Genomic DNA, 18880 nt, shown 5'->3' on the forward strand with positions numbered 1-18880 from the left:
CCAGATGACGGTGGGGTGCGGGACGGTGCAGGGGGTGGTGGAGCGTGCCGACATCCGCTGTCGGAGCGGTCGGGGCGCACCGGGACGTCGGGTTGCAGCAACAGTAGGGAGTGATCGGACGGGCCGCGAGAGGGCGCTCAACCTGACGTAACACAAGGTGCCCGATGTCGGCGGTGCGTGGAGCCTGGTCGGGGTGCGGCCCGTGGAAACGTCGGATGTATCATGGCGCGAGGCGGTGTTCCACGTGACCGTCTCGCTCGAGCAGGGGGTCGCATGGCAGTCACGGACGAGGCGATCGCGCGGATCCAGGCGATGATCGTCGCCGGCGACCTCACACCCGGCCAGCGCCTCCCTCCGGAGAAGGAGCTCAGCGAGACCCTTGGGCTCTCCCGCAGTTCCCTCCGCGAGGCGGTGAAGGCGCTGGAGCTCATCCGCGTGCTCGACGTCCGTCGCGGCGACGGCACCTACGTCACGACGCTGGAACCGAGCCTGCTGCACGAGGCGATGTCGTTCGTCATCGACATGCACGCCGACGCCTCCCTCATCGAGATGTTCGAGGTGCGCCGCATCCTCGAACCCTCCGCGTCGGTGATGGCGATCCAGCACCTCGACGACGAGCGGATCGCCGAGCTGCGCAGCATGGTCGATGAGGTCGACGAGTCCACGACGGTCGAGGACCTCGTCGCGCACGACCTGCAGTTCCACGCCCGCGTGATCGAGCTGAGCGGCAACGCCTACCTCGCGAGTCTGCTCGCCGCGCTCGGCAGCAAGACGGTCCGGGCCCGCATCTGGCGCGGCCTCACCGAGGAGAAGGCCGTCGCCCGCACCCTGCAGGAGCACCACGCGATCGTCGACGCCCTCGAGAAGCGCGACACCGAACTCACCCGCGCGCTGGTCACGGTCCATGTCTCCGGTGTCGAAAGCTGGCTCCGCCGCTCGATGTAACCCCTCCCCCTGCCCGCGAACTGTCACTTGCTGCTAGTCCTGGCCGCTCCAACTAGCAGTTGGTGACAGTTCGCGGGCAGGTAGCGTGAGGGGATGGACGGCACGATCGACACCCGAGCGCTCATCGACCCCATCGACCGTGACGCCATGGCGAAGGCGCCCTCGTACCATCGCGCGCCGTCCGCCCGGCTGCTCATCGGCCTGATCGCGGGGATCGTCGTGGTCACCGTCGGCGGGTTCGTCCTGTTGGGAACGCTGCCCACGCCCTCACGGGGCGGCTCCGGCCCGACACCGCTGCTCGGGATCGGACTCCTCGCGGCCGCCGCCGTCGCAGTGGTCGCGGTCCTCTCCTGGCGGACGAGGCGCATCAAGCGCTTCCGTCTCTCCCAGTTCGCCGCGGCCAACGGGATGACCTACACCGCAGACCTCAGCCACCCGCCGTTCCCCGGCATGATCTTCGGGATCGGATCGTCGCGGCAGTCGACCGACGTGCTGCGGGGTGGTCGTGCCCGCGCCGTGGAGTTCGGCAACTACCGGTACACGGTCCGTCACGGGAAGCGTTCGACGACCCACCACTGGGGATACGTCGCGGTGAAGCTCGACGTCCCCCTGCCGAACATCGTGCTCGATGCGATCGGCAACAACGGGTTCGGCTCGAACCTCCCGGCAGCGTTCCAACGGGCCCAGCGACTCTCCCTGGAAGGGGACTTCGACCGGCACTTCACGCTCTACTGCCCCGAAGGCTACGAACGCGACGCGCTCTATCTGTTCACGCCGGACATCATGGCGCGGTTCATCGACCACGCCGCCGAGCTCGACGTCGAGATCATCGACGACTGGCTGTTCCTCTACACGAAACGGGAGGTGTCGACGCTCGACCCCGACACCTGGGCCTGGCTGTTCAGCGTCATCGACGCCCTGATGACGAAGTTGGACCAGTGGGCCCGGTGGCGGGACGACCGCTTGCAGCCGCAGACGTCCGGAGCTCCGGAGCACCCGCTGGCACCCGGCGCTCAGGCCGGCCCACCCGCGATCGGACTGCTCACCCCGCCGCCGGGCGTCGCTCCGCCCGGCCGCAGGTTGCGACGCTCCGGGACGTGGATCCCCATCGCCTTCGTCGTCGGAACACTGATCGTCTGGATCGTCACACGCATGAACTGACCCTCCCCTGCCCGCGAACTGTCACTTGCTGCTAGTCCGGAGGGGCGGGACTAGCGGTTTGTGACAGTTCGCGGGCAGGGGAGGGTGTTGGGAACGTCTGGTGATCGGGAGACGAGGACGGAACAGGCCGGTTGATGGGATGGCTGGGTGACCGACACCGGTCGCCCGTCAGAAAGGACCACCCATGCGCCGACCCACAGCCATCGGCTTCGCCGTCCCCGTCCTCGCCCTCATGCTCGGGCTCACCGCTTGCTCCGGATCCGCGGAAGCCCCGTCGACCGGTGGTTCGCCGTCGACCGCCGACTCCTACGCCGAGGCGTTCGACGACTACACCATCTCCCTCGCCGGCTGCCTGCGCGACCAGGGGTTCGACGTCGAGGACCCGGAACCCGGCACCGCGATCACCCTCGACGGTGGCGAGGCGATGAACACGGCCTACGACGCCTGCGCCGAGGAACTCGGCCCGCCGCCCACGAACCCCGATCAGCCCAGCAAGGCCGAGATCTCCGACGAGCTCAGGCTCCGCGCCCAATGCCTGCGCGACCAGGGGTTCGACGTCCCGGACCCGGATGCGAACGGGGTGTGGGACCTGCCGGAGGACCTGTTCGATGAGGCCAGGGCCTGCGCCGTGCAGTGACCTCCGCACCAGACGGAACGGCCGACCGATCCTGTGATCGGTCGGCCGTTCCGTCGTTCCGTGTCCTGTCGTTCCGCGGTCAGGCTCCGGCCGGGTCGGCGTCGTGAGCCGGCAACAGCACCATCACTTCGAGTCCACCCGCCGGCAGCGGCGCGAGCCGCAGCGACCCACCGTGCAGCTCCACGATGCGGGCCCCCAGGGTCAGCCCGAGACCGTTCCCCCGATCGCGACCGGCAGCCCGCGCCATCCGGGCGTCCCGCCGGTCGAACGGCTCCACGAACCGCGCCACCTCAGCCTCGTCGAGCAGCGGCCCCGAGTTGCTGACCACGACGACGGCGCGTCCCGGCGCCTGCGGGTCGGGTCCGACCCACACCGAGACCCAGCCGTCCGGACCGCTGTTGTAGCGCACGGCGTTCGACAGCAGGTTCGTCAACAGTTGCTGGAGGAGCACGCGGTTGCCGCGCACGGATGCGCTCCGGAGCGTCGACGAGATCGTGACCCCGGCGTCCGCGGCCTCCGGCGAGATGAACTGCGACGCGTCGCGAGCCACCGCCGCAAGGTCGACGGGCGAGGACTCGAGCGGTCGGCGATCGAGCTGGTTCAGCTGCAGGAGCGCCTCGACGATCGCGATCCCCCGCTCGTTCGTCTCGTGCAGCCGTCGCAACGCGCGGTCGACGTCGCGGCCCTCCGGGTCGGCCTGGGCGACCTCGATGAGCATCTTCATCGTCGCGAGCGGTGTCCGCAGTTCGTGCGAGGCGTTGGCCGCGAACCGCTTCTGCGTCAGGAAGGACTGCTCGAGGCGCGCGAGCATGTCGTCGAAGCGGTCGGCGAGCTCGCGGAACTCGTCGCGGCGACCGGTCATCGCGATGCGGTGGTCGAGCGAACCCTCCGCCGCCGCGCGCACGGCCGCGTTGAGGTCCCGCAGCGGCCGCAGGACCCGTCCGGCGACGATCCAGCCGACGCCGGTGCCGATCACGGCCATCGCGATGAGTGCGAGCATCGAGTAGTTGATGAGCGAATCGCGGATCTCGCCGCGGGTGATGGCGGAGATCTGTCGACTGTCGGCGGCGGGCGCGAGCGGATAGCTGGGGAACCGCCAGATGATGACGTTGATGACGATGAGCGCGATGAGTCCCGTCACGACGGTGAAGGCCGCGTAGGTCGCGGTGAGTTTGACGCGGGCGGTCATCCACGTCGGCCGGGCGTTGTCACCGTCGGCCGGAGCGGCGGTCATGCGCCCACCTCGTCGTCCTCGTCGTCGGCGTCCGCGCCGCTCGTCTCGGCGGGAGCCTCACCTGGCGGCAGGACCCGGTAGCCGACGGCCGGCACGGTGTGGATGATCCACGGCTCGCCGAGCACCTTCCGGAGTGTGGACATCGTCACCCGCACGGCGTTCGTGAACTGGTCGGCGTGCTCATCCCAGGCGCGCTCGAGGAGCTCTTCGGCACTCACGACGCCACCCTTGGCCGCGAGCAGGATCTCCAGCACCGCGAACTGCTTCTTCGCCAGACGCACGTAGCGGCCGTTGCGGTACACCTCGCGGCGGAACGGGTCGAGCCGCACACCGGCGTACTCGAGGACGGGTGGGAGCGACGCTTTGGGTCGACGCGCCAGTGAACGGAGCCGGAGGACGAGCTCGCGCAGCTCGAACGGCTTGGTCAGGTAGTCGTCGGCGCCGATCTCGAAGCCGCTCTCCTTGTCGTCGAGGTCGGCGGCCGCGGTGAGCATGAGCACCCGGCAGGGCAGTTCCTGGGCGATGATCCAGCGACAGACGTCGTCGCCGTGCGTGCCAGGGAGGTCGCGGTCGAGCACCACGACGTCGTAGGCGTTGACGGCGAGCCGCTCGAGCGCGGTGTCGCCGTCGAACACGAGGTCGGCGGCGAGCCCCTCGTGCTGCAGGCCCTCGAGGATGCTCTCGGCGAGGTACTGCTCGTCCTCGGCGATCAGGACACGCATGGGACCTCCGGTGTTCGGGACGGACGACGCGTCGAAGGCGTCGCTCCGGCGCCCGCGATGGGCGTCGTGTCGATCGTAGGCGGCACCGTGTTTCGGAACCGTCTGATGATCGTCCGACGCCCGCGCAACCGCCGTCGAGCTGGACTGGGGCCTGGTCGTCGCGTGCCGAACACCGACGACCGACCGAGGAGGAACCATGCAGCACGACATGCAGCAGCAGCACCAGCACCAGCACCAGCAGCAGCCGCACCGGCACCCGGGCCGACGGAGCACCGTCGCCCGCCGAGGCTCCGGCCGAGCCGTCGTCATCCTCGCCGCCACGGCCGTCGCCCTCACCGCCGCGATCGCCCTGGCCGCGTGCACGGGCGTCGCGCCGACCATCACCCGCGGGATCTCCGCACTGGCCGAGCGACCGTCCGGAGACGCGGGTGACGGAACCACGACCACGACGGATGGCGCGTTCGGATCCGACGACGGCGTGTTGGAGGAGAACCGGTGCTCGGCCTACGACACCGATCTCCCGGCCATCGCGAACCTCGATGCGGACCTCCTGGAGGCCGTCCAGCAGGCGACCGACGCAGCGGCGCAGGACGACATCGCGCTGTACGTGAGCTCCGGTTGGCGGAGCACGGCGTACCAGCAGCACCTGCTCGACGAGGCGATCCTCCAGTACGGCAGCGAGGCGGCCGCCCGGCAGTACGTGGCCACGCCCGACGGGTCCTCGCACACGCGCGGGGCGGCAGTCGACATCGGTGCGACGGACGCCGACTACTGGCTCATCGAGCACGGCGCCGACTACGGCCTCTGCCAGACCTACGCGAACGAGATCTGGCACTTCGAGTTGGCCACTGTCCCCGGCGGCGAGTGCCCGGAACTCCTGCCCGACGCCGGATGAGGTCGGTGCCGCGACCAGCTGCCACCGCCGGGCGCCCCGGTCCTATCCGGCGACCGGTGCCAGCCGGCTGACGAACTCGTCGACGCGCAGGCGGATGTCCCGGAACGCTTCGTCGAACGCCTCGTCGGTCGCGGGCACGGCAGGGTCGGGGATCGACCAGTGCAGGTCGTCCAGCCCGCCGAGCTCCTCGTGCGCCCGGTTGCACACGGTGATGACGAAGTCGCCGTGCCGGAGGACCTCCGCCGTTGCGCGTGGAACGCTCGGGCGGATCCGGACGCCATGGCGTGCCGCCGCCCGGACGGCGCCCGGGTTGACCTCGCTCGCCGGCCGGCTGCCCGCCGATGCGACGGGGACATCGCTGCGGTCCTGCCAGAGCGCCTCCGCCATCTGCGACCGCGCCGAGTTCGCCGTGCAGACGAAGACGACCCGCGCCGGGGCGCTGATCGGTTCGGGCGCGAGGCGGTCGAACGCCCCCGGGACGAGCCGCACGTAGTTGCGGCGTCCATCGGACTCGGATCGCGACCGCGAGAGGATCCCCGCTCGCTGGAGGACGCTCAGGTGATGGGAGACGAGGTTCGACCCCATCCCGAGGGCGAGCTGGATCTCGGTCGGTGAGAGGTCGCCGAGCGCGAGAAGGTCCACGATGCGCAGCCGCGCCGGCTCCGAGAGAGCAGCGAACTTGGACGCCCTTACCGCCAGCGACTCCACCGACACAACCCCCGTTGACTCAACCGTGATTGACTCAATAATAGGCTGAGTCGTCCGTGAACACCCCTTGAGCGATCCGCTCGAACTCACGGTCGTCCAGAAGAGGAGCTACTCATGGGTCTCGGAACCGGAATCGCCCTGATCGTCATCGGCGCCATCCTCGCCTTCGCCGTGAATGTCGACGTCCCCGCTGTGGACCTCACGCTCATCGGGTACATCCTCATGGCCGCCGGCGCCGTGGTGTTCCTCATCTCGCTCGTGCTCGTGCTCCGCCGTCGACAGGTCTCCTCGACCACGCGCTCCGCCGTGGACCCCGGTAGCGGCGAACGCGTCACCCGCCGCAGCACGACCGACAACGACGGCCCTGTCCTCTGACGACCGGACCGGCCGCACCACCCATGACCGAACCCGCTACCGCGCCGTCCCAGAGCGGCGAACTGCTGGACGGTCGGTATCGACTCGAGCGACCGATCGGTGCCGGCGGGATGGCGACCGTCCATCTGGCGACCGACGAGGTGCTCGGGCGCAAGGTGGCGGTGAAGCTGTTCCGCCCGGGAACGACCGATGCGACCGACGGTGCCAGGACCGCCTCGGAGACGCGTCTGCTCGCGTCGTTGAACCACCCGGCCCTCGTCACCCTGTTCGACGCCAGGGTCGTGGCCGGTGACGGCTCCTACCTCGTCATGGAGCACGTCGACGGCCCGACGCTGTCCCAACGCATCGCTCGGTCGCCGCTTCCGTCGTCCGAGGTCGCCGCGATGGCCGTCGACCTCGCGGAGGCACTCCACACGGTGCACGCGGCGCGGGTCGTCCATCGCGACATCAAGCCGTCCAACGTGCTGCTACGACCGACGATCCTGCCCCACCAGGAGTACCGCGCGAAGCTCGCCGACTTCGGCATCGCCTACCTCATCGACAGCACCCGCATGACCGCGCCGGGCTCACTGATGGGCACGGTCGCCTACCTCAGTCCTGAGCTCGTCCGTGGAGCGGATCCGGCCCCTCCGGCCGACGTGTACGCCCTCGGACTCGTCCTCCTCGAAGCCCTGACCGGTCGCCGCGCCTACCCACAGACCACCACGCACGAGTCGCTCATGGCACGCCTCAACGCGTCGCCGACGATCCCCGGCGAGCTAGGCTACCAGTGGAAGTCGCTGCTCACCGCGATGACCGCCGCCGATCCGGCGCAACGCCCCACCGCCCTCGACGTCGCGACGACCGTCCGCGCGATGGACCCCGTGCTCGACCCGGCGGATGTGACCGTAGCGACCTCGGCACCTGCGATGACGACGACCGGCGACCCGGCACCGACGGCAGCGACCGAGCCGCTCGTCTCGACGACGCCGTTCGAGCCGATGACAGGCGCGCGCGCCGAGACCGGCCCGACCGCGGTGCTCGACGGCACTCGCCGCTCGGAGCGACGTCTCGACGGTGGCGCACGGCGACCGGCCGCAGCGCACCAGCCGCGGCGCCTTCGACGCTGGCTGATCCTCGCGGCCGTGCTGCTGGTGATCGCGGTCGCCGTCGTCTGGCTCATCGTGTCCCAGGCACAGTCGCCCGCCCCGACGCTGCCCACCCTGCCCGAACCGTTGTCGACGCATCTGGATGAACTCCTGCGGGAGGTGACGCCATGAGGAACTCCTGGAACCGAGGGCTCCGGCTGCTCGCAGCACCGGTGATCGTCGTCGCCCTGCTGAGTGGCTGCGCCGGACCCGCTGCAGACCTCGACGCGAGCACCGGCCGCGACCTGCAGAGTCGTGTACTCGTAGTCGCGAACGCAGCCGCCGACGGCGACACTGCGGGTGCGCTCGCGGCTCTCGACGCGCTCGAGGCGCAGCTGGCCGCTGCTGAGGCGGCTGGGACCGTTTCGGCGACCCGAGCCGCGGACATCCGTGCGGCGATCGCGCTCGTCCGCGCCGACCTCTCCCCCGCGGTCGAGACCCCGACGCCGACCCCGGAACCCAGTTCGGTCGCGCCGGCCGAACCCGCTGCACCGGTCGAAGACGACGGAGGCGGGGACGATTCCGGGAACAAGGGGAACAACGGGAACAACGGGAACAACGGGAACAACGGCAACAACGGCAAGAACAAGGACAAGAAGGACAAATGAAGCGACGAGGAAGCACCGACTCCGCCCCCGACGGCGGATCGTTCGAGCCCGGGGACGAAGAGACGGCGAAGCGAACCCGTACGGCGGAGGACGGGGTCTCGACCGTCCAACACAGCATCATCGTCGACCTCCCCATCGCCGCCGTCTACAAGCAGTGGGTCGACTTCGAGTCGTACCCGGAGTTCTTGCCGGCGGTGCGCGAGGTGAAGCTGACCGGCGAGGTCTACAGTCGCTGGACCGTCGCGATCAGCAAGCTCTCGCGGCAGTTCCTCGTCGAGATCCTGGAGCAGCTCCCCGAGGAGCGTCTGGTCTGGCGCACCATCGAGGGCGACGTCTGGTTCAGTGGCGACGCCACCTTCGACGCGATCGACAAGCAGCAGACCCGCGTGGACGTCACGGTGCACTGGAAGCCGGTGTCCGCGGTGGAGCGGACCGCTGCGGCGCTCGGGCTCGCCGGACGGGTCGTCCGTGGGGCGCTCGAGGCGTTCAAGACCCACATCGAGTCGACCGGCGGCCCCTCGGGTCACTCCCGCATCAAGGTCGTCTCCCCGAAGGGCTAGCCGTCGGCCCCACCTGATCAGCTCATGAACGGTCGCAGGTCCGGATAGCCGGTGGTCTGCCAGGCACCGTCGACGACGAGATTGTCGCCCGAGATGTACGACGCGTCGTCGCTCGCGAGGAACAGGGCGGCTGCGGCGATCTCCTCCGGCGCAGCGGCACGTCGGAGCGGGATGCGCTCGTCGTACGCGGCCTGCACACCGGGGATGTCGGTCAGCGACTTCGTCAACGGCGTCGCGACGAGACCCGGCGACACGGCGTTCACCCGGATGCCATGCTCACCGAGCTCGAGCGCCGCCTGCTTGGTCAACATGACCGCGCCGGCCTTCGACGCCGTGTAGCCGACACCGAAGTGCATGGGGACGAGCGAGTTGAGCGAAGCGATGTTGACGATCGACCCGGCCTTACCCTCGGCGAGGAACTGACGGGCGGCGAGCCGAGTGCCGTTGAAGGCGCTGTAGAGGTTCAGTCGGACCGTGAAGTCCCAGTCCTCGAAGGAGATGTCGGTGATCGTCCCGGCGCGCGATCCACCGGCGACGTTGAAGAGCGTGTCGAGCGTGCCGAAGCGTTCGACGGTCTCGGCGACCAGCGCGGAGAAGTCAGCCTCGTCGGTCACGTCGGTGCGCCGACCCCACACGCGATCGCCGAAGGTCTCGGCGGCACGCGCGATGAGCTCGGCATTGATGTCCGCGACGACGACCGAGGCGCCCTCGGCGACCAGCCGTTCGGTGATCTTCGCCCCGATGCCGGACACGCCCCCGGTGACGATCGCGACCTTGCCGGCGAACCGGCCCTGGATTGATGCATTCGACATGATGCCGCTCCGTTCTGCTCACCGGCTCTGGCGAGCACCCCCCAGCATACGCATCTATCAGTCACATGTCAGATAGTTTCAGGCAGCCCTCAGCATGACGACGCCGGCCCCGGGACGACGTGTCCCAGGGCCGGCGTCAGGCAGCGGCCGAGTCCTACCGCGGCGACTGCTCGCGATCAGCGTCCGCCAGTTCACCGTCGCCACCCGAGGCCCGGTCGAACGCGGGTGCCCCGGTGGTCGAAGCAGGCACCTTGCCGCGCGCTGCAGCCTCGAGCGACTCCGCCTCGTCCCCGCCGACCGCCTCGCCGCGGGCGACGAGCCCGGCGACGTCGGACAGCGGGATCTGCTTGAGGAACAACGACAGCAGGAAGGCCGCGCCGATGAACGGCAGCAGGTACCAGAACACCGGGGCGAGAGCGTCGGCATAGGCGGTCACGACACCGTCGCGGATGCCCGGCGGAAGCTGGCTGAGCGTCTGCGGGTCGATCGTCGCTGCCGCATTGGAAGCGTCCCCCGCGCTGGCACCCGAACTCGCGAACACGTCCTTCAGGTTGGCCGTGAGGCGCGTGGTGAAGATCGTGCCGAACACGGCGACACCGAGCGACGCACCGACCTCGCGGAAGTAGTTGTTCGTGCTGGTCGCGGTTCCGACCATCGACGCGTCCACCGAGTTCTGGGCGACGAGCACGACGACCTGCATGATCAGGCCGAGACCGGCGCCGAAGAAGAACAGGAAGACGCAGATCAGCCAGATCGGGGTGTCCGCCGTGAGCGTCGTGAACGCGACCATCGAGGCGGCGGTGACGAGCGTGCCGATGACCGGGAACATCCGGTAGCGACCGGTCCTGGTGATCAGGTTCCCCGAGACGATCGAGGTACCGATGAGGCCGACCATCATCGGGATCATGAGCAGGCCCGATGCGGCTGCCGAGGTGCCGGACGACATCTGGAGGAACGTCGGCACGAAGCCGATCGCCGAGAACATGCCGAGGCCGAGCGTGAGGCCGATCGCGGTCGCGTTGATGAACGTCGGGTTCTTGAAGAGCGACAGCGGGATGATCGGGTCCTTGGCTCGCGCCTCGGTGATGACGAAGAGCAGCGCGGCGAGCAGCATGCCGATGCCGAACATCCAGGTCTCGATGGCACCCCAACCGTGCGCAGCGTCGCCACCGAAGTCGGTGAAGAAGATGAGGCAGGTGGTGAACGCCGAGAGGAAGATCACGCCGAGGAGGTCGATCGGCGCGGTCGCCTTCTTGTTCGGCAGCTTCAGCGTGAAGAACGCGATCGCGAAGGCGGCGATGCCGACCGGGATGTTGATGTAGAACGCCCACTGCCAGGTGAGGTGGTCGACGAAGAAGCCACCGAGGAGCGGTCCGCCGACGGCGGAGAGACCGAAGACGGCGCCGAGCGGGCCGAGGTACTTGCCGCGCTCGGAGGCGGGCACGATGTCGGCGATGATCGCCTGCGACAGGATCATGAGGCCACCGCCACCGAGGCCCTGGACGGCTCGCCAGACGATGAGCTGCGTGAAGTCACCCGCGAACGCACAGCCGACGGAGGCGATCGTGAACAGGGCGATCGCGACGAGGAAGAGGCGACGACGACCGAGGACGTCACCGAACTTGCCGTAGACGGGCATGACGATCGTGGTCGCCAGGAGGTAGGCGGTGGTGAGCCAGACCTGGTGGTCGACGCCACCCAGCTGTCCAACGATCGTCGGCATGGCGGTGGAGACGATCGTCTGGTCGAGGCTGGAGAGCAGCATGCCCGCGATGAGGGCGGCGAAGATGATCCAGATGCGGCGCTTGGTGAGCAGCATCGGGCCCTCGGTGGGTGCGGCGGTGGCGGCGGTCACTGGAGGTCCTTTCGGGGAGTGGGGTTCGTGTGGGGATGCTGAGGCGCGGCGGCGGTGAGTCCGGCGTCGGCGGATTCGGGGTCGTCGGGCTCGAGGATGGCGCGATACGTCGCGAGGCAGTCGCGGATGGAGCCGACGATGTCGAACTCCCCGCCCTGGCCGATGTCGGCGACGCCGCTGCCGAAGACACGCGCCATCGTCGTCTTGATCGCCATCCCGAAGAGGTCCGCGCAGGCGCGGGCACGCGGGTCGTCTGCCGGGACGCCTTCCCGCACGGCGATGAGCTCGACGAGCAGTTGCTCGCGCTCACGGTTGAGGCCCATGAACCGGACCAGCAACTTCGGTTCGCGCTCGAGGGCGGCGTGGAAGTCGACGTGCTCGGCCAGACCGAACCCGGACCGCTCCGCATGGCCGGCCGCGATGAGCATGAAGTCGTCGAGCACGGCGCGCCACCCCCGCGAGCCGAGGGCGAGGAACTCGGTGGCGAACCGCTCGGTCTCCTCGGTCTCGTCGATGCCGAGGACGGCGTCCTCCTTGCTCGGGAAGTAGTTGAAGAAGGTGCGACGCGAGACGCCGACCTCCTCGCAGAGTTCCTCGATCGTGAAGCCGTTGAGGCCTTGGGCGGCCGTGAGCCGACGTGACACGGTGGTCAGGCGCGCGGCGGTGGCGGCCATCCGGTCGGACAGTCGATTCGTCGAAGTTGCACTCTGCATCACGAAGTGCAGTATTGCACTCTCCGAGCCGGGGTGCAACTTACGGCACGAGCCGCCCGGTCGGGCATCACTAGAGTGAACGCATGGACCCTCGTCAGGCGCGAACCCGCAGTGCCCTCCGCGACGCGATCCACACCCTCGCGGCGGCGAAGCGCATCGATCAGGTGACCGTGGCGGAGGTGTCCCGGGTGGCGGGGATCACCCGCGACACCTTCTACCGTCACGCCGCGACGCCCGTCCACCTGCTCGCCGACGTGCTCGGCGAGGAACTGGATGAGACGCTCCAGGCGCACGCCGATCTGCCGGCGCACAGCGACTCGACGCTCAGCGTCTTCGACGAGTCCGAACGCGACCTCCTGCGTCACGTCGCCGAGCACGCGACGATCTACCGCAACGCCATGCACCCCCGGCTCATCGGACCCCTGCGTGACGCGCTCACCGAGCGGATCGAGCAGGCGCTCGCGCACCACCTCGTCCGACACCCGCACATCGCCCCACCCCGCGAGGACGGCATCACGCCCGAGCGACACGTGCGGATGCTCGTGGCCTACGCCGGTGCCGGCACCGTCGCGGCGATCGAGGAGTGGCTCCGGTCCGGCGACCTCGACGACATCGACGCGGCGGCCCGCACCGTCATCGCGGCCTCCCCCGCCTGGTGGCTCGGCCGCGCCTGACCTCGGCGCCTGGGCCTGGGCCTGACGCCAGCGCTGTGCGCTGACGCGAGCGCGGGTCACCGACGTGAGCGCGCCCCTCCGGAGCCCCGCGCTCACGTCCTCCGGGGTGCGCTCACGCCAGCGCACCGCGCTGGCACACGGGCCAGTTGTGCGACGTATGTCCGTGTAGGCATATCTGCTCTGTGGATAACCCTGGGCGGGAGTCTGGGTGCGCTTAGCGTCGAGGGATGCCAAAGACCTCGATGCCTCGAACCGTTTCCACGCTGGCGATCGTGTCAGGACTCCTGGGCCTTGTGGCCTGCACCGGCCCGGCACCAGCCCCGCCACCGACGAGCACGCCTCCGGTCTTCGGGAACGAGCAGGAGGCTCTTGCAGCGGTGACAGAGAGCTATCAGCAGTTCCTCGACATCTCGAACACGATCCTCCATGAGGGAGGCGTCAATCCGGAGCGCATCGACGTGATCGCGTCCGCCGACGTTGCGGCGATCGAATACGAGGCCTACTCCCGAATGCGCGATGGCGGCTACAGCACCCGAGGAGATATAACTCTGTCCGGTGTCCAGATTCGCGAGTTCTACAACTCGCCCGACTCAGTCGGAGTCGTCGCTCGAGCGTTCGCATGCGAGATCATCGGATCCGTCGAGATCTTGGATGCGAACGGTCAACCCCAACCGCAACCTGCCCGCCTGCCCGCCATCGGATTCGAGATATCCCTCGGCGTTGACCCGGCAAGCTCCGGCCGCTTCCTCATCACGTCGAAGGATGCGGAAGAAGGTGCTTCATCATGCGTGTGAAGACGGCAATTGCAATGCTCGCCATGGCTCTCGTCGCGGGAGTGACGATCACAATGGCCGCTCCTGGACCGGCGAGGGCCGCGAGTTGCGGGTCCGCGGATGCGATCTGGGGATGCGCTGGCAACGGCTCGGTCGACATCGGGGGCAGCGTCGAGCGGCCTGGTTCGGGTGGAGGCGGTGGTTCCGGCGGCGGGACAGGCGGAGGCGGAGGCGGCGGCGGTGGCGGCGGCGGCGGCGGCGGCGGCTCGGCCGAGTTGCCACCCGGGGTGACCGACGGGCCCAACGGTGAGCGGACGGTCTGCAGCCTCATGCGGCCGGACGAGTGTTACACCTTCACCCCCGGCGACCTCGGCACCGACCTCGAAGCAGCACCGGCGGCCCCCGTCACGATCCGCGACGTCGCCAGCTTCGCCCCCGCCGCCCCCACCGTCACGACCGAGCCCGCCGCCTGGGGTGTCCGCGGGCTCCACACCAACGTCATCGCAGCTGCTTCCGGCCACACTCGNCCGGCAAGGACGTCACCATCGTCCTGGGCGCCCTCGACGAGAAGCTCGACGAGAACGGGTACATCGTCCCCGGGCTCGGCGACGCCGGCGACCGCCTCTACGGCGTCGTCTGACCCCTGCTCCCGCCTCATCTCAGTTGTGCCGCCAGCTGACAATCCCCGAGTAACAGAACGTCATCTTCCGCTCGCACTTGACAGGATCCGGGGGATTCCTGTTGTATTGCGGACTATGACGACCAACGCGCCCACCGTGCTGTGGTGCGGGGGTGGGCGAGGGTGCTGGGGTCCGTCATCGGTTCATGGCCGATGCGCGACGGGCCCGCAGGGTGAGTGCTGCTGCTCCGGCCAGCAGGAGGAGGATCCCTGCGGCTGCCGGCACGAGGCCGTCGACTCCGGTGCTCGCAAGCGAACCGCCGTTGGAACCGGTACCGGTGGCGCCAGATCCACCGGTACCGGGGCTTCCTGCGCTGGGCGTGCCGGGCGTACCCGGTCCACCCGGCGTGACCGGGGTGCCGCCACCGGGCTCGAAGGCCTCGATCGCGGCGTTCAGCGCGACGACCGCAGCTTGCACGTCGGCGTTCGTCACGGCGGTGTTGCCGGTCGCGACGGTGTCGCGGTTGACGAGGGCCAGGACCGCCTCGGCCGAGGCGACCGCCGCGGTCAACGTCTCGGCACCGTCCGCCGCCGGAGCAGCGGCGCGCGCCGACTGAGCCGCGGCCGCCGTCGGGGCGAGGAGGGCCTTCGCCGTGCCGATCGACGCCGCGAGTTCGGTCGTGTCGACGATCTCGACCGTGACCCGCTTGGTCGCGTTCGAGCCGAACTCGAAGACGACCCCGGAGGTACCGAGCTCCTTGTCGGCGGCGAACGCGTTCGTGAGGGTGATCGTCGCGCCGTCCGCGGTGTCGGTGCGGGCATAGTCGGCACTGTCGAGGCTGCCGACGATCGCGCCGGAGGGCTGGACGTACCGGAGACCGGTGAGCGTGTCTCCGTCGAGGTCGACCGTGAACGTCGGCAGGTTGTCGGGGTCCTCCGCCATCGCGGCGTTCTTGTCCATGACCGCTGCCGTCGGGGTCACCGTGGGGTCGGTTGCGGCGACCGCACTGTTGAAGACGCTGATGGTGGTCAGGGTCGGCGCGTAGATCTGGCCTGGCAGGAGACTCTCGAGTGACACCCGGAGCTTGGAGCTGGTGACGGACTCGAAGTCCTTCACGACCTTGCTCGCGCCGATCCCGGTCTGGGAGGAGAACGTCACCCAGGCCCCGGCCGCCGCGTCCCATCGCTGCAGGGAGAAGGCGTTGACGCGAGGATCGGTGCCCGAGTCGGTGAACTCCGAGAGGTCGACCTCGTCGAAGGTCGTGTCGGCACCGAAGTCGATGTCGATCGTCAGCGGATAGGTGGCGTCGTCTGCACCGGCCCAGCGCGTCGCCGGATCGCCGTCGACGAGCTTGCCCGCGTTGAACTCGAAGTCGTTGTGCGGGTGCGTGCTGCTGGCGACGATCGGCTTGCCCTTGGCGAGGTCGACGCGCGTGTCCACGCCCTCGTTCTCGATCGGGTCGGTGTCGACCGGGTTCTCGACCTTCGTCCCGACCGCGGCCTCGTACAGCCCGATGTCGACGCCGTCACCGTAGTAGAGCTCGGTGCCGAAGAAGTCGTCCGAGCCGATGCGCTCGTTGTACCGACCGGCATCGATCAGCGGCGAGGTGTCTTGCAGCTTGAACAGGGACGCGGAGTCGCGGATGGCGTCGACGCCGGCGTCCTTGGCGTAGTCGGCAGGGTTCCCGACGAACTGCGGGTCGCCGATGACGGCACGCTTGTCCACCGGCTGGTTGGCCGACTGCGTGCCGCTCGCCTCGAAGTAGGCGTTGTTCGAGAACACGCCCTTGTCGAGGCCGCCGGCCTTCCGAGCCCAGTTCGTGGAGGTGGTCGTCGAGGTGTTGTAGAAGATGTTGTTCGCGAAGTAGACGCGGTCCTTCAACACCTCGTCGTGGAAGCTCTCCAGCTCCGCGCCGTCGTAGACGAACACGTTGTTGAGGATGTAGGTGGGCGAGTAGTTCGACGACAGCATGTTCTTGAAGATCACGCCGTTGTCGTTGACGCTCAGGTTGTAGCGGGCGATCGAGTTGGAGCTGTTGCCCATGTAAGACATCCAGCCGCCCTGGTTGTCATGCGAGTAGTTGTGCTCGTAGACGACGTTGAAGTTGGTGAACTCGAGGTCCCACGGGGTGGCGTCGTACTCGTTGGCGGGGCCGCCGTAGATCTCGTTGAAGCGCATCACGCTGTCGGCACCGGCCCACAGGTAGAGACCGGCGGAGACCTGGTTGTAGCGCTCGAGCCAGCCGTTCGCCTCGTTGTACTCGGCGGTCAGACGCTGGGTGTTCGCGAACTGGAACGGACCCTGGCCGGTGCTCTCGGCGTAGTTGTGGCTGATCGTCACGTCGCGGCTGTAGAGGTCGCGGTCGCGGACCCAGAGCTGTTCCCAACCCTCGTGGTACTTGCCGGAGGCGTCCGTCTGCCCCTGTTGGTCGCCGAACCAGTTGAACGCGAACTGCACCGCGTGCAGCTCGACCTTCTCGAAGGTGTTGTCCTGGATGCTGATGTCCTCGAAGTGGTGGCCACCTGTCGGGTACGCCGTGTACTGCTGCGAACCGAACACCTGGAAGTTGACCCCGGCGTAGTGGATCTTCTGCCAGGAGCTCGGGCCGTCGATGTCGTGGGCGAAGACGTTCGAGATCGAGATCCCGCGCATGATCGAATCGGCGCCGGCCTCGAGCTTGTCGGCGTTGATCGAGACGGAGATGCCGTCGCGGACGTAGCTGCCCGTGGTGATGTCGGTGGCGAAGTCGTCGTCGTTCGACACCTCGAGGTTCGCGATGTGGACGTACTGCTGGTTGCGGAGGATCACTGCGCCGGTCAGTCCGACGGTCTCGGGGTTCTTGACACCGGGACTCGTGAAGGGGCTGGGGACCTGTCCGTTCGTCGCGATGTAGGGACGGCGCGCACCGGCGTCACCGTACGCGTCGATCACGATGGGCGCGGTCTCGGTGCCGGAGCCCTTCGGCCACAGGGAGGTGTTCGACCAGGTCTCGCCGGCCTTCAGGAGGACGCGGTCGCCCGGCGCGAAGGTCTTCGCGTTGACCGGGGTGAAGCTCTTCCAGGCGGTGGCAGCCGACGTGCCGGTGGCCGCGTCGTCCCCGGCGGTGGCGTCGACGAAGTAGTCCGTGCCACCCGTCGTGTTCGGGGTGTCACCGGCCCAGCCTGTCGGAGCGGCAGCCGCCTGGACGGCGGTCTCCGGGGTGGTCGGTGCCGCGGACGCCGCCGGAGCGAAGGCCGTGGCGAAGAGGGCGGTGAGCCCGAGGACGGCGAGTCCTCGGAGGGCGGGGTGGTGGGCGGACCGGTTCCGACGTCTGCGTCGGGGTTCCGGGATCGCCGCGGGGGTGGCGGTGTTCATCAGTGCGTGTCCTCCATCGTGAGTTGGTGCAGGGCGTTGCTGTTCATCTGGCGGTCTTGAGCCGCGACGCGTTCGGCGATGAGCGCGGCGAGGGCGGCGTTCTCGAGCTGGGCTCGGATGCGGCCGGCGTAGGCGGTGAAGGCGGCGTCCCGGTCGACGGTGACGGCGTCCACGCGGTAGACGACGTGCTCACCCAGCTCCACCACGGGCGAGCTGAGCGCGCCGGCAGGCAGGGTCGCGACCTCGGCGACGAGGCGTGGGTCCGGTGTGCGGGAGCCGCCGTCGAGGAGACCGGTCGCGCCGTCGAGGGTGGACGCGGAGACGGTGGTGCCCGGGTCGGTGCCTGAGACGGCGTCGACGCCCTCCGCGGCAAGTCGTGCCGCGAACTGCTCGGCGGTGGTCGAGGCGAGGGGCACCGCGATCCGGGTGAGCTGGTAGGTGGCGGCGTTCAGGGTCCAGTCCTCGGCGTGCGCGTCGAAGGCGCCCCGGACCTCCTCGTCGGAGACGTCGATGACCGGGTCCGAGCCCGAGCTCAGCGCAGAGACGAGCCTGGTGCGGAGATCGGCGATCGACCGGCCGTAGAACTCCTGTGCGCGGAAGGAGGTGAGTCCGTAGACGACCTCGCCTTCGTCGAGCTGCGCCGCGCGAGCGGTGTTGGTGTCGGCGAGGGCCTGTTCGAATCCGGCGAAGTCCGAGAACGGGACGAGTCCGCGCTCGTGCCCGAGGTCGAGCACCACGCGGTCGGCCGCGAGCTCGTCGAGGGCCGCCGTCCGGAGTCGGTCGATGGCGGTCGTGTCGCCGAGCGGCGCTTCCCAGTCGACGGAACCGGATCCGGTCTCGACGAGGACCTCGTTCTCGATGGCGGGTCGGACGCGCTCCATGTGGAAGAGCAGCTCGTCGCGGGTGACCGGGGCTCCGTCGATGGTCCCCAGCTCGGCGGGTGCCGCGCCCGCTCCGCTGACGGCGACACCGACGACGACCGTTCCCGTGAGCACCAGGGCTCCGGCGGCGAGCAGCAGCGAGCGGCGCCGACCTCGTGAGATCGCACCACGGAGGCCGTGGGCGGGAGCGTCGGTGCTGGTCATCGGTGCGGCCTTTCCGTGGGAG

The 18880-nt window shown here is 69.1% G+C and carries 18 protein-coding genes and 1 pseudogene; 11 read left to right on the top strand and 8 right to left on the bottom strand.

The annotated features are described in order from the left end of the window. Positions 1 to 273 precede the first annotated feature (273 nt). From GV015_RS00495 to GV015_RS00505, 3 genes are all read left to right on the top strand, one after another. Positions 274 to 945 (top strand): FadR/GntR family transcriptional regulator, encoded by a 672-nt coding sequence (locus GV015_RS00495; protein ID WP_064295672.1) that lies wholly within the window; start codon positions 274 to 276, stop codon positions 943 to 945. 93 nt (positions 946 to 1038) lie between these two features. Then, positions 1039 to 2106 carry a hypothetical protein gene (locus GV015_RS00500; RefSeq protein ID WP_159875817.1) on the top strand — a complete coding sequence of 356 codons (1068 nt, stop codon included), beginning with the start codon at positions 1039 to 1041 and terminating at the stop codon, positions 2104 to 2106. 184 nt (positions 2107 to 2290) lie between these two features. After that, positions 2291 to 2743, top strand: coding sequence for a hypothetical protein (locus GV015_RS00505; protein ID WP_159875819.1), 453 nt, complete (start codon positions 2291 to 2293; stop codon positions 2741 to 2743). Between the two features lie 79 nt (positions 2744 to 2822). Here the strand turns inward: GV015_RS00505 and GV015_RS00510 are convergent, their stop codons facing one another. Then, positions 2823 to 3977 (bottom strand): HAMP domain-containing sensor histidine kinase, encoded by a 1155-nt coding sequence (locus tag GV015_RS00510; RefSeq protein ID WP_201299322.1) that lies wholly within the window; start codon positions 3975 to 3977, stop codon positions 2823 to 2825. Then, positions 3974 to 4699 (bottom strand): response regulator transcription factor, encoded by a 726-nt coding sequence (locus GV015_RS00515; protein ID WP_159875821.1) that lies wholly within the window; start codon positions 4697 to 4699, stop codon positions 3974 to 3976. The genes GV015_RS00510 and GV015_RS00515 overlap by 4 nt, the downstream gene beginning before the upstream one ends. A 196-nt stretch (positions 4700 to 4895) precedes the next feature. On the opposite strand from GV015_RS00515, the gene GV015_RS00520 reads away from it, so the two are divergent. Further along, positions 4896 to 5594, top strand: a complete 699-nt coding sequence (locus tag GV015_RS00520) for a M15 family metallopeptidase (RefSeq protein ID WP_201299323.1) — start codon at positions 4896 to 4898, stop codon at positions 5592 to 5594. Between the two features lie 42 nt (positions 5595 to 5636). On the opposite strand, the gene GV015_RS00525 is transcribed toward GV015_RS00520, so the two are convergent. Continuing rightward, on the bottom strand, positions 5637 to 6308 hold the full coding sequence (locus GV015_RS00525) for a metalloregulator ArsR/SmtB family transcription factor (protein WP_159875823.1): 672 nt from the start codon (positions 6306 to 6308) through the stop codon (positions 5637 to 5639). A 108-nt stretch (positions 6309 to 6416) separates the two neighbouring features. Between GV015_RS00525 and GV015_RS00530 the strand changes: the two genes are divergently transcribed. From GV015_RS00530 to GV015_RS00545, 4 genes are read left to right on the top strand one after another with little or no spacing between them, the layout of a single operon-like run. Then, a complete protein-coding gene (locus tag GV015_RS00530; protein WP_064295666.1) occupies positions 6417 to 6677 on the top strand; it encodes a DUF6458 family protein in 261 nt (86 codons plus the stop codon). A gap of 23 nt (positions 6678 to 6700) precedes the next feature. Beyond that, positions 6701 to 7936 carry a serine/threonine-protein kinase gene (locus GV015_RS00535; RefSeq protein WP_159875825.1) on the top strand — a complete coding sequence of 412 codons (1236 nt, stop codon included), beginning with the start codon at positions 6701 to 6703 and terminating at the stop codon, positions 7934 to 7936. Then, positions 7933 to 8412 (top strand): hypothetical protein, encoded by a 480-nt coding sequence (locus GV015_RS00540; protein WP_159875827.1) that lies wholly within the window; start codon positions 7933 to 7935, stop codon positions 8410 to 8412. The genes GV015_RS00535 and GV015_RS00540 overlap by 4 nt, the downstream gene beginning before the upstream one ends. Next, positions 8409 to 8972 carry an SRPBCC family protein gene (locus GV015_RS00545; RefSeq protein ID WP_159875829.1) on the top strand — a complete coding sequence of 188 codons (564 nt, stop codon included), beginning with the start codon at positions 8409 to 8411 and terminating at the stop codon, positions 8970 to 8972. Before GV015_RS00540 ends, GV015_RS00545 begins: the two co-directional genes overlap by 4 nt. A 17-nt stretch (positions 8973 to 8989) precedes the next feature. On the opposite strand, the gene GV015_RS00550 is transcribed toward GV015_RS00545, so the two are convergent. The 3 genes from GV015_RS00550 to GV015_RS00560 all read right to left on the bottom strand — a co-directional run bounded on the left by GV015_RS00550 (position 8990) and on the right by GV015_RS00560 (position 12352). Next, complete coding sequence (locus tag GV015_RS00550; protein WP_124767452.1) at positions 8990 to 9784, bottom strand: SDR family NAD(P)-dependent oxidoreductase; 795 nt, start codon at positions 9782 to 9784, stop codon at positions 8990 to 8992. Positions 9785 to 9938: 154 nt separating this feature from the next. Next, on the bottom strand, positions 9939 to 11603 hold the full coding sequence (locus GV015_RS00555) for an MDR family MFS transporter (protein WP_124770019.1): 1665 nt from the start codon (positions 11601 to 11603) through the stop codon (positions 9939 to 9941). A 32-nt stretch (positions 11604 to 11635) separates the two neighbouring features. Then, positions 11636 to 12352 carry a TetR/AcrR family transcriptional regulator gene (locus GV015_RS00560; RefSeq protein WP_159875831.1) on the bottom strand — a complete coding sequence of 239 codons (717 nt, stop codon included), beginning with the start codon at positions 12350 to 12352 and terminating at the stop codon, positions 11636 to 11638. A gap of 83 nt (positions 12353 to 12435) precedes the next feature. Here GV015_RS00560 and GV015_RS00565 point away from each other — a divergent pair, with 83 nt between their 5' ends. The 3 genes and pseudogenes from GV015_RS00565 to GV015_RS00575 form a co-directional block, all read left to right on the top strand. Beyond that, complete coding sequence (locus tag GV015_RS00565; RefSeq protein ID WP_159875833.1) at positions 12436 to 13026, top strand: TetR/AcrR family transcriptional regulator; 591 nt, start codon at positions 12436 to 12438, stop codon at positions 13024 to 13026. A 227-nt stretch (positions 13027 to 13253) separates the two neighbouring features. Beyond that, positions 13254 to 13820 carry a hypothetical protein gene (locus GV015_RS00570; protein ID WP_159875835.1) on the top strand — a complete coding sequence of 189 codons (567 nt, stop codon included), beginning with the start codon at positions 13254 to 13256 and terminating at the stop codon, positions 13818 to 13820. Between the two features lie 506 nt (positions 13821 to 14326). Then, positions 14327 to 14439, top strand: a pseudogene (locus tag GV015_RS00575) (uracil phosphoribosyltransferase); the annotation flags it as partial. Between the two features lie 175 nt (positions 14440 to 14614). On the opposite strand, the gene GV015_RS00580 reads toward GV015_RS00575, so the two are convergent. Both GV015_RS00580 and GV015_RS00585 read right to left on the bottom strand, forming a co-directional pair. Further along, positions 14615 to 17773, bottom strand: a complete 3159-nt coding sequence (locus tag GV015_RS00580; RefSeq protein WP_159875837.1) for a discoidin domain-containing protein — start codon at positions 17771 to 17773, stop codon at positions 14615 to 14617. After that, a complete protein-coding gene (locus GV015_RS00585) occupies positions 17773 to 18858 on the bottom strand; it encodes a peptidylprolyl isomerase (RefSeq protein WP_159875839.1) in 1086 nt (361 codons plus the stop codon). The genes GV015_RS00580 and GV015_RS00585 overlap by 1 nt, the downstream gene beginning before the upstream one ends. Between the last annotated feature and the right edge of the window lie 22 nt (positions 18859 to 18880).

This window comes from Plantibacter sp. T3 (genome assembly GCF_902506515.1).
GTDB classification, from domain to species: domain Bacteria; phylum Actinomycetota; class Actinomycetes; order Actinomycetales; family Microbacteriaceae; genus Plantibacter; species Plantibacter auratus.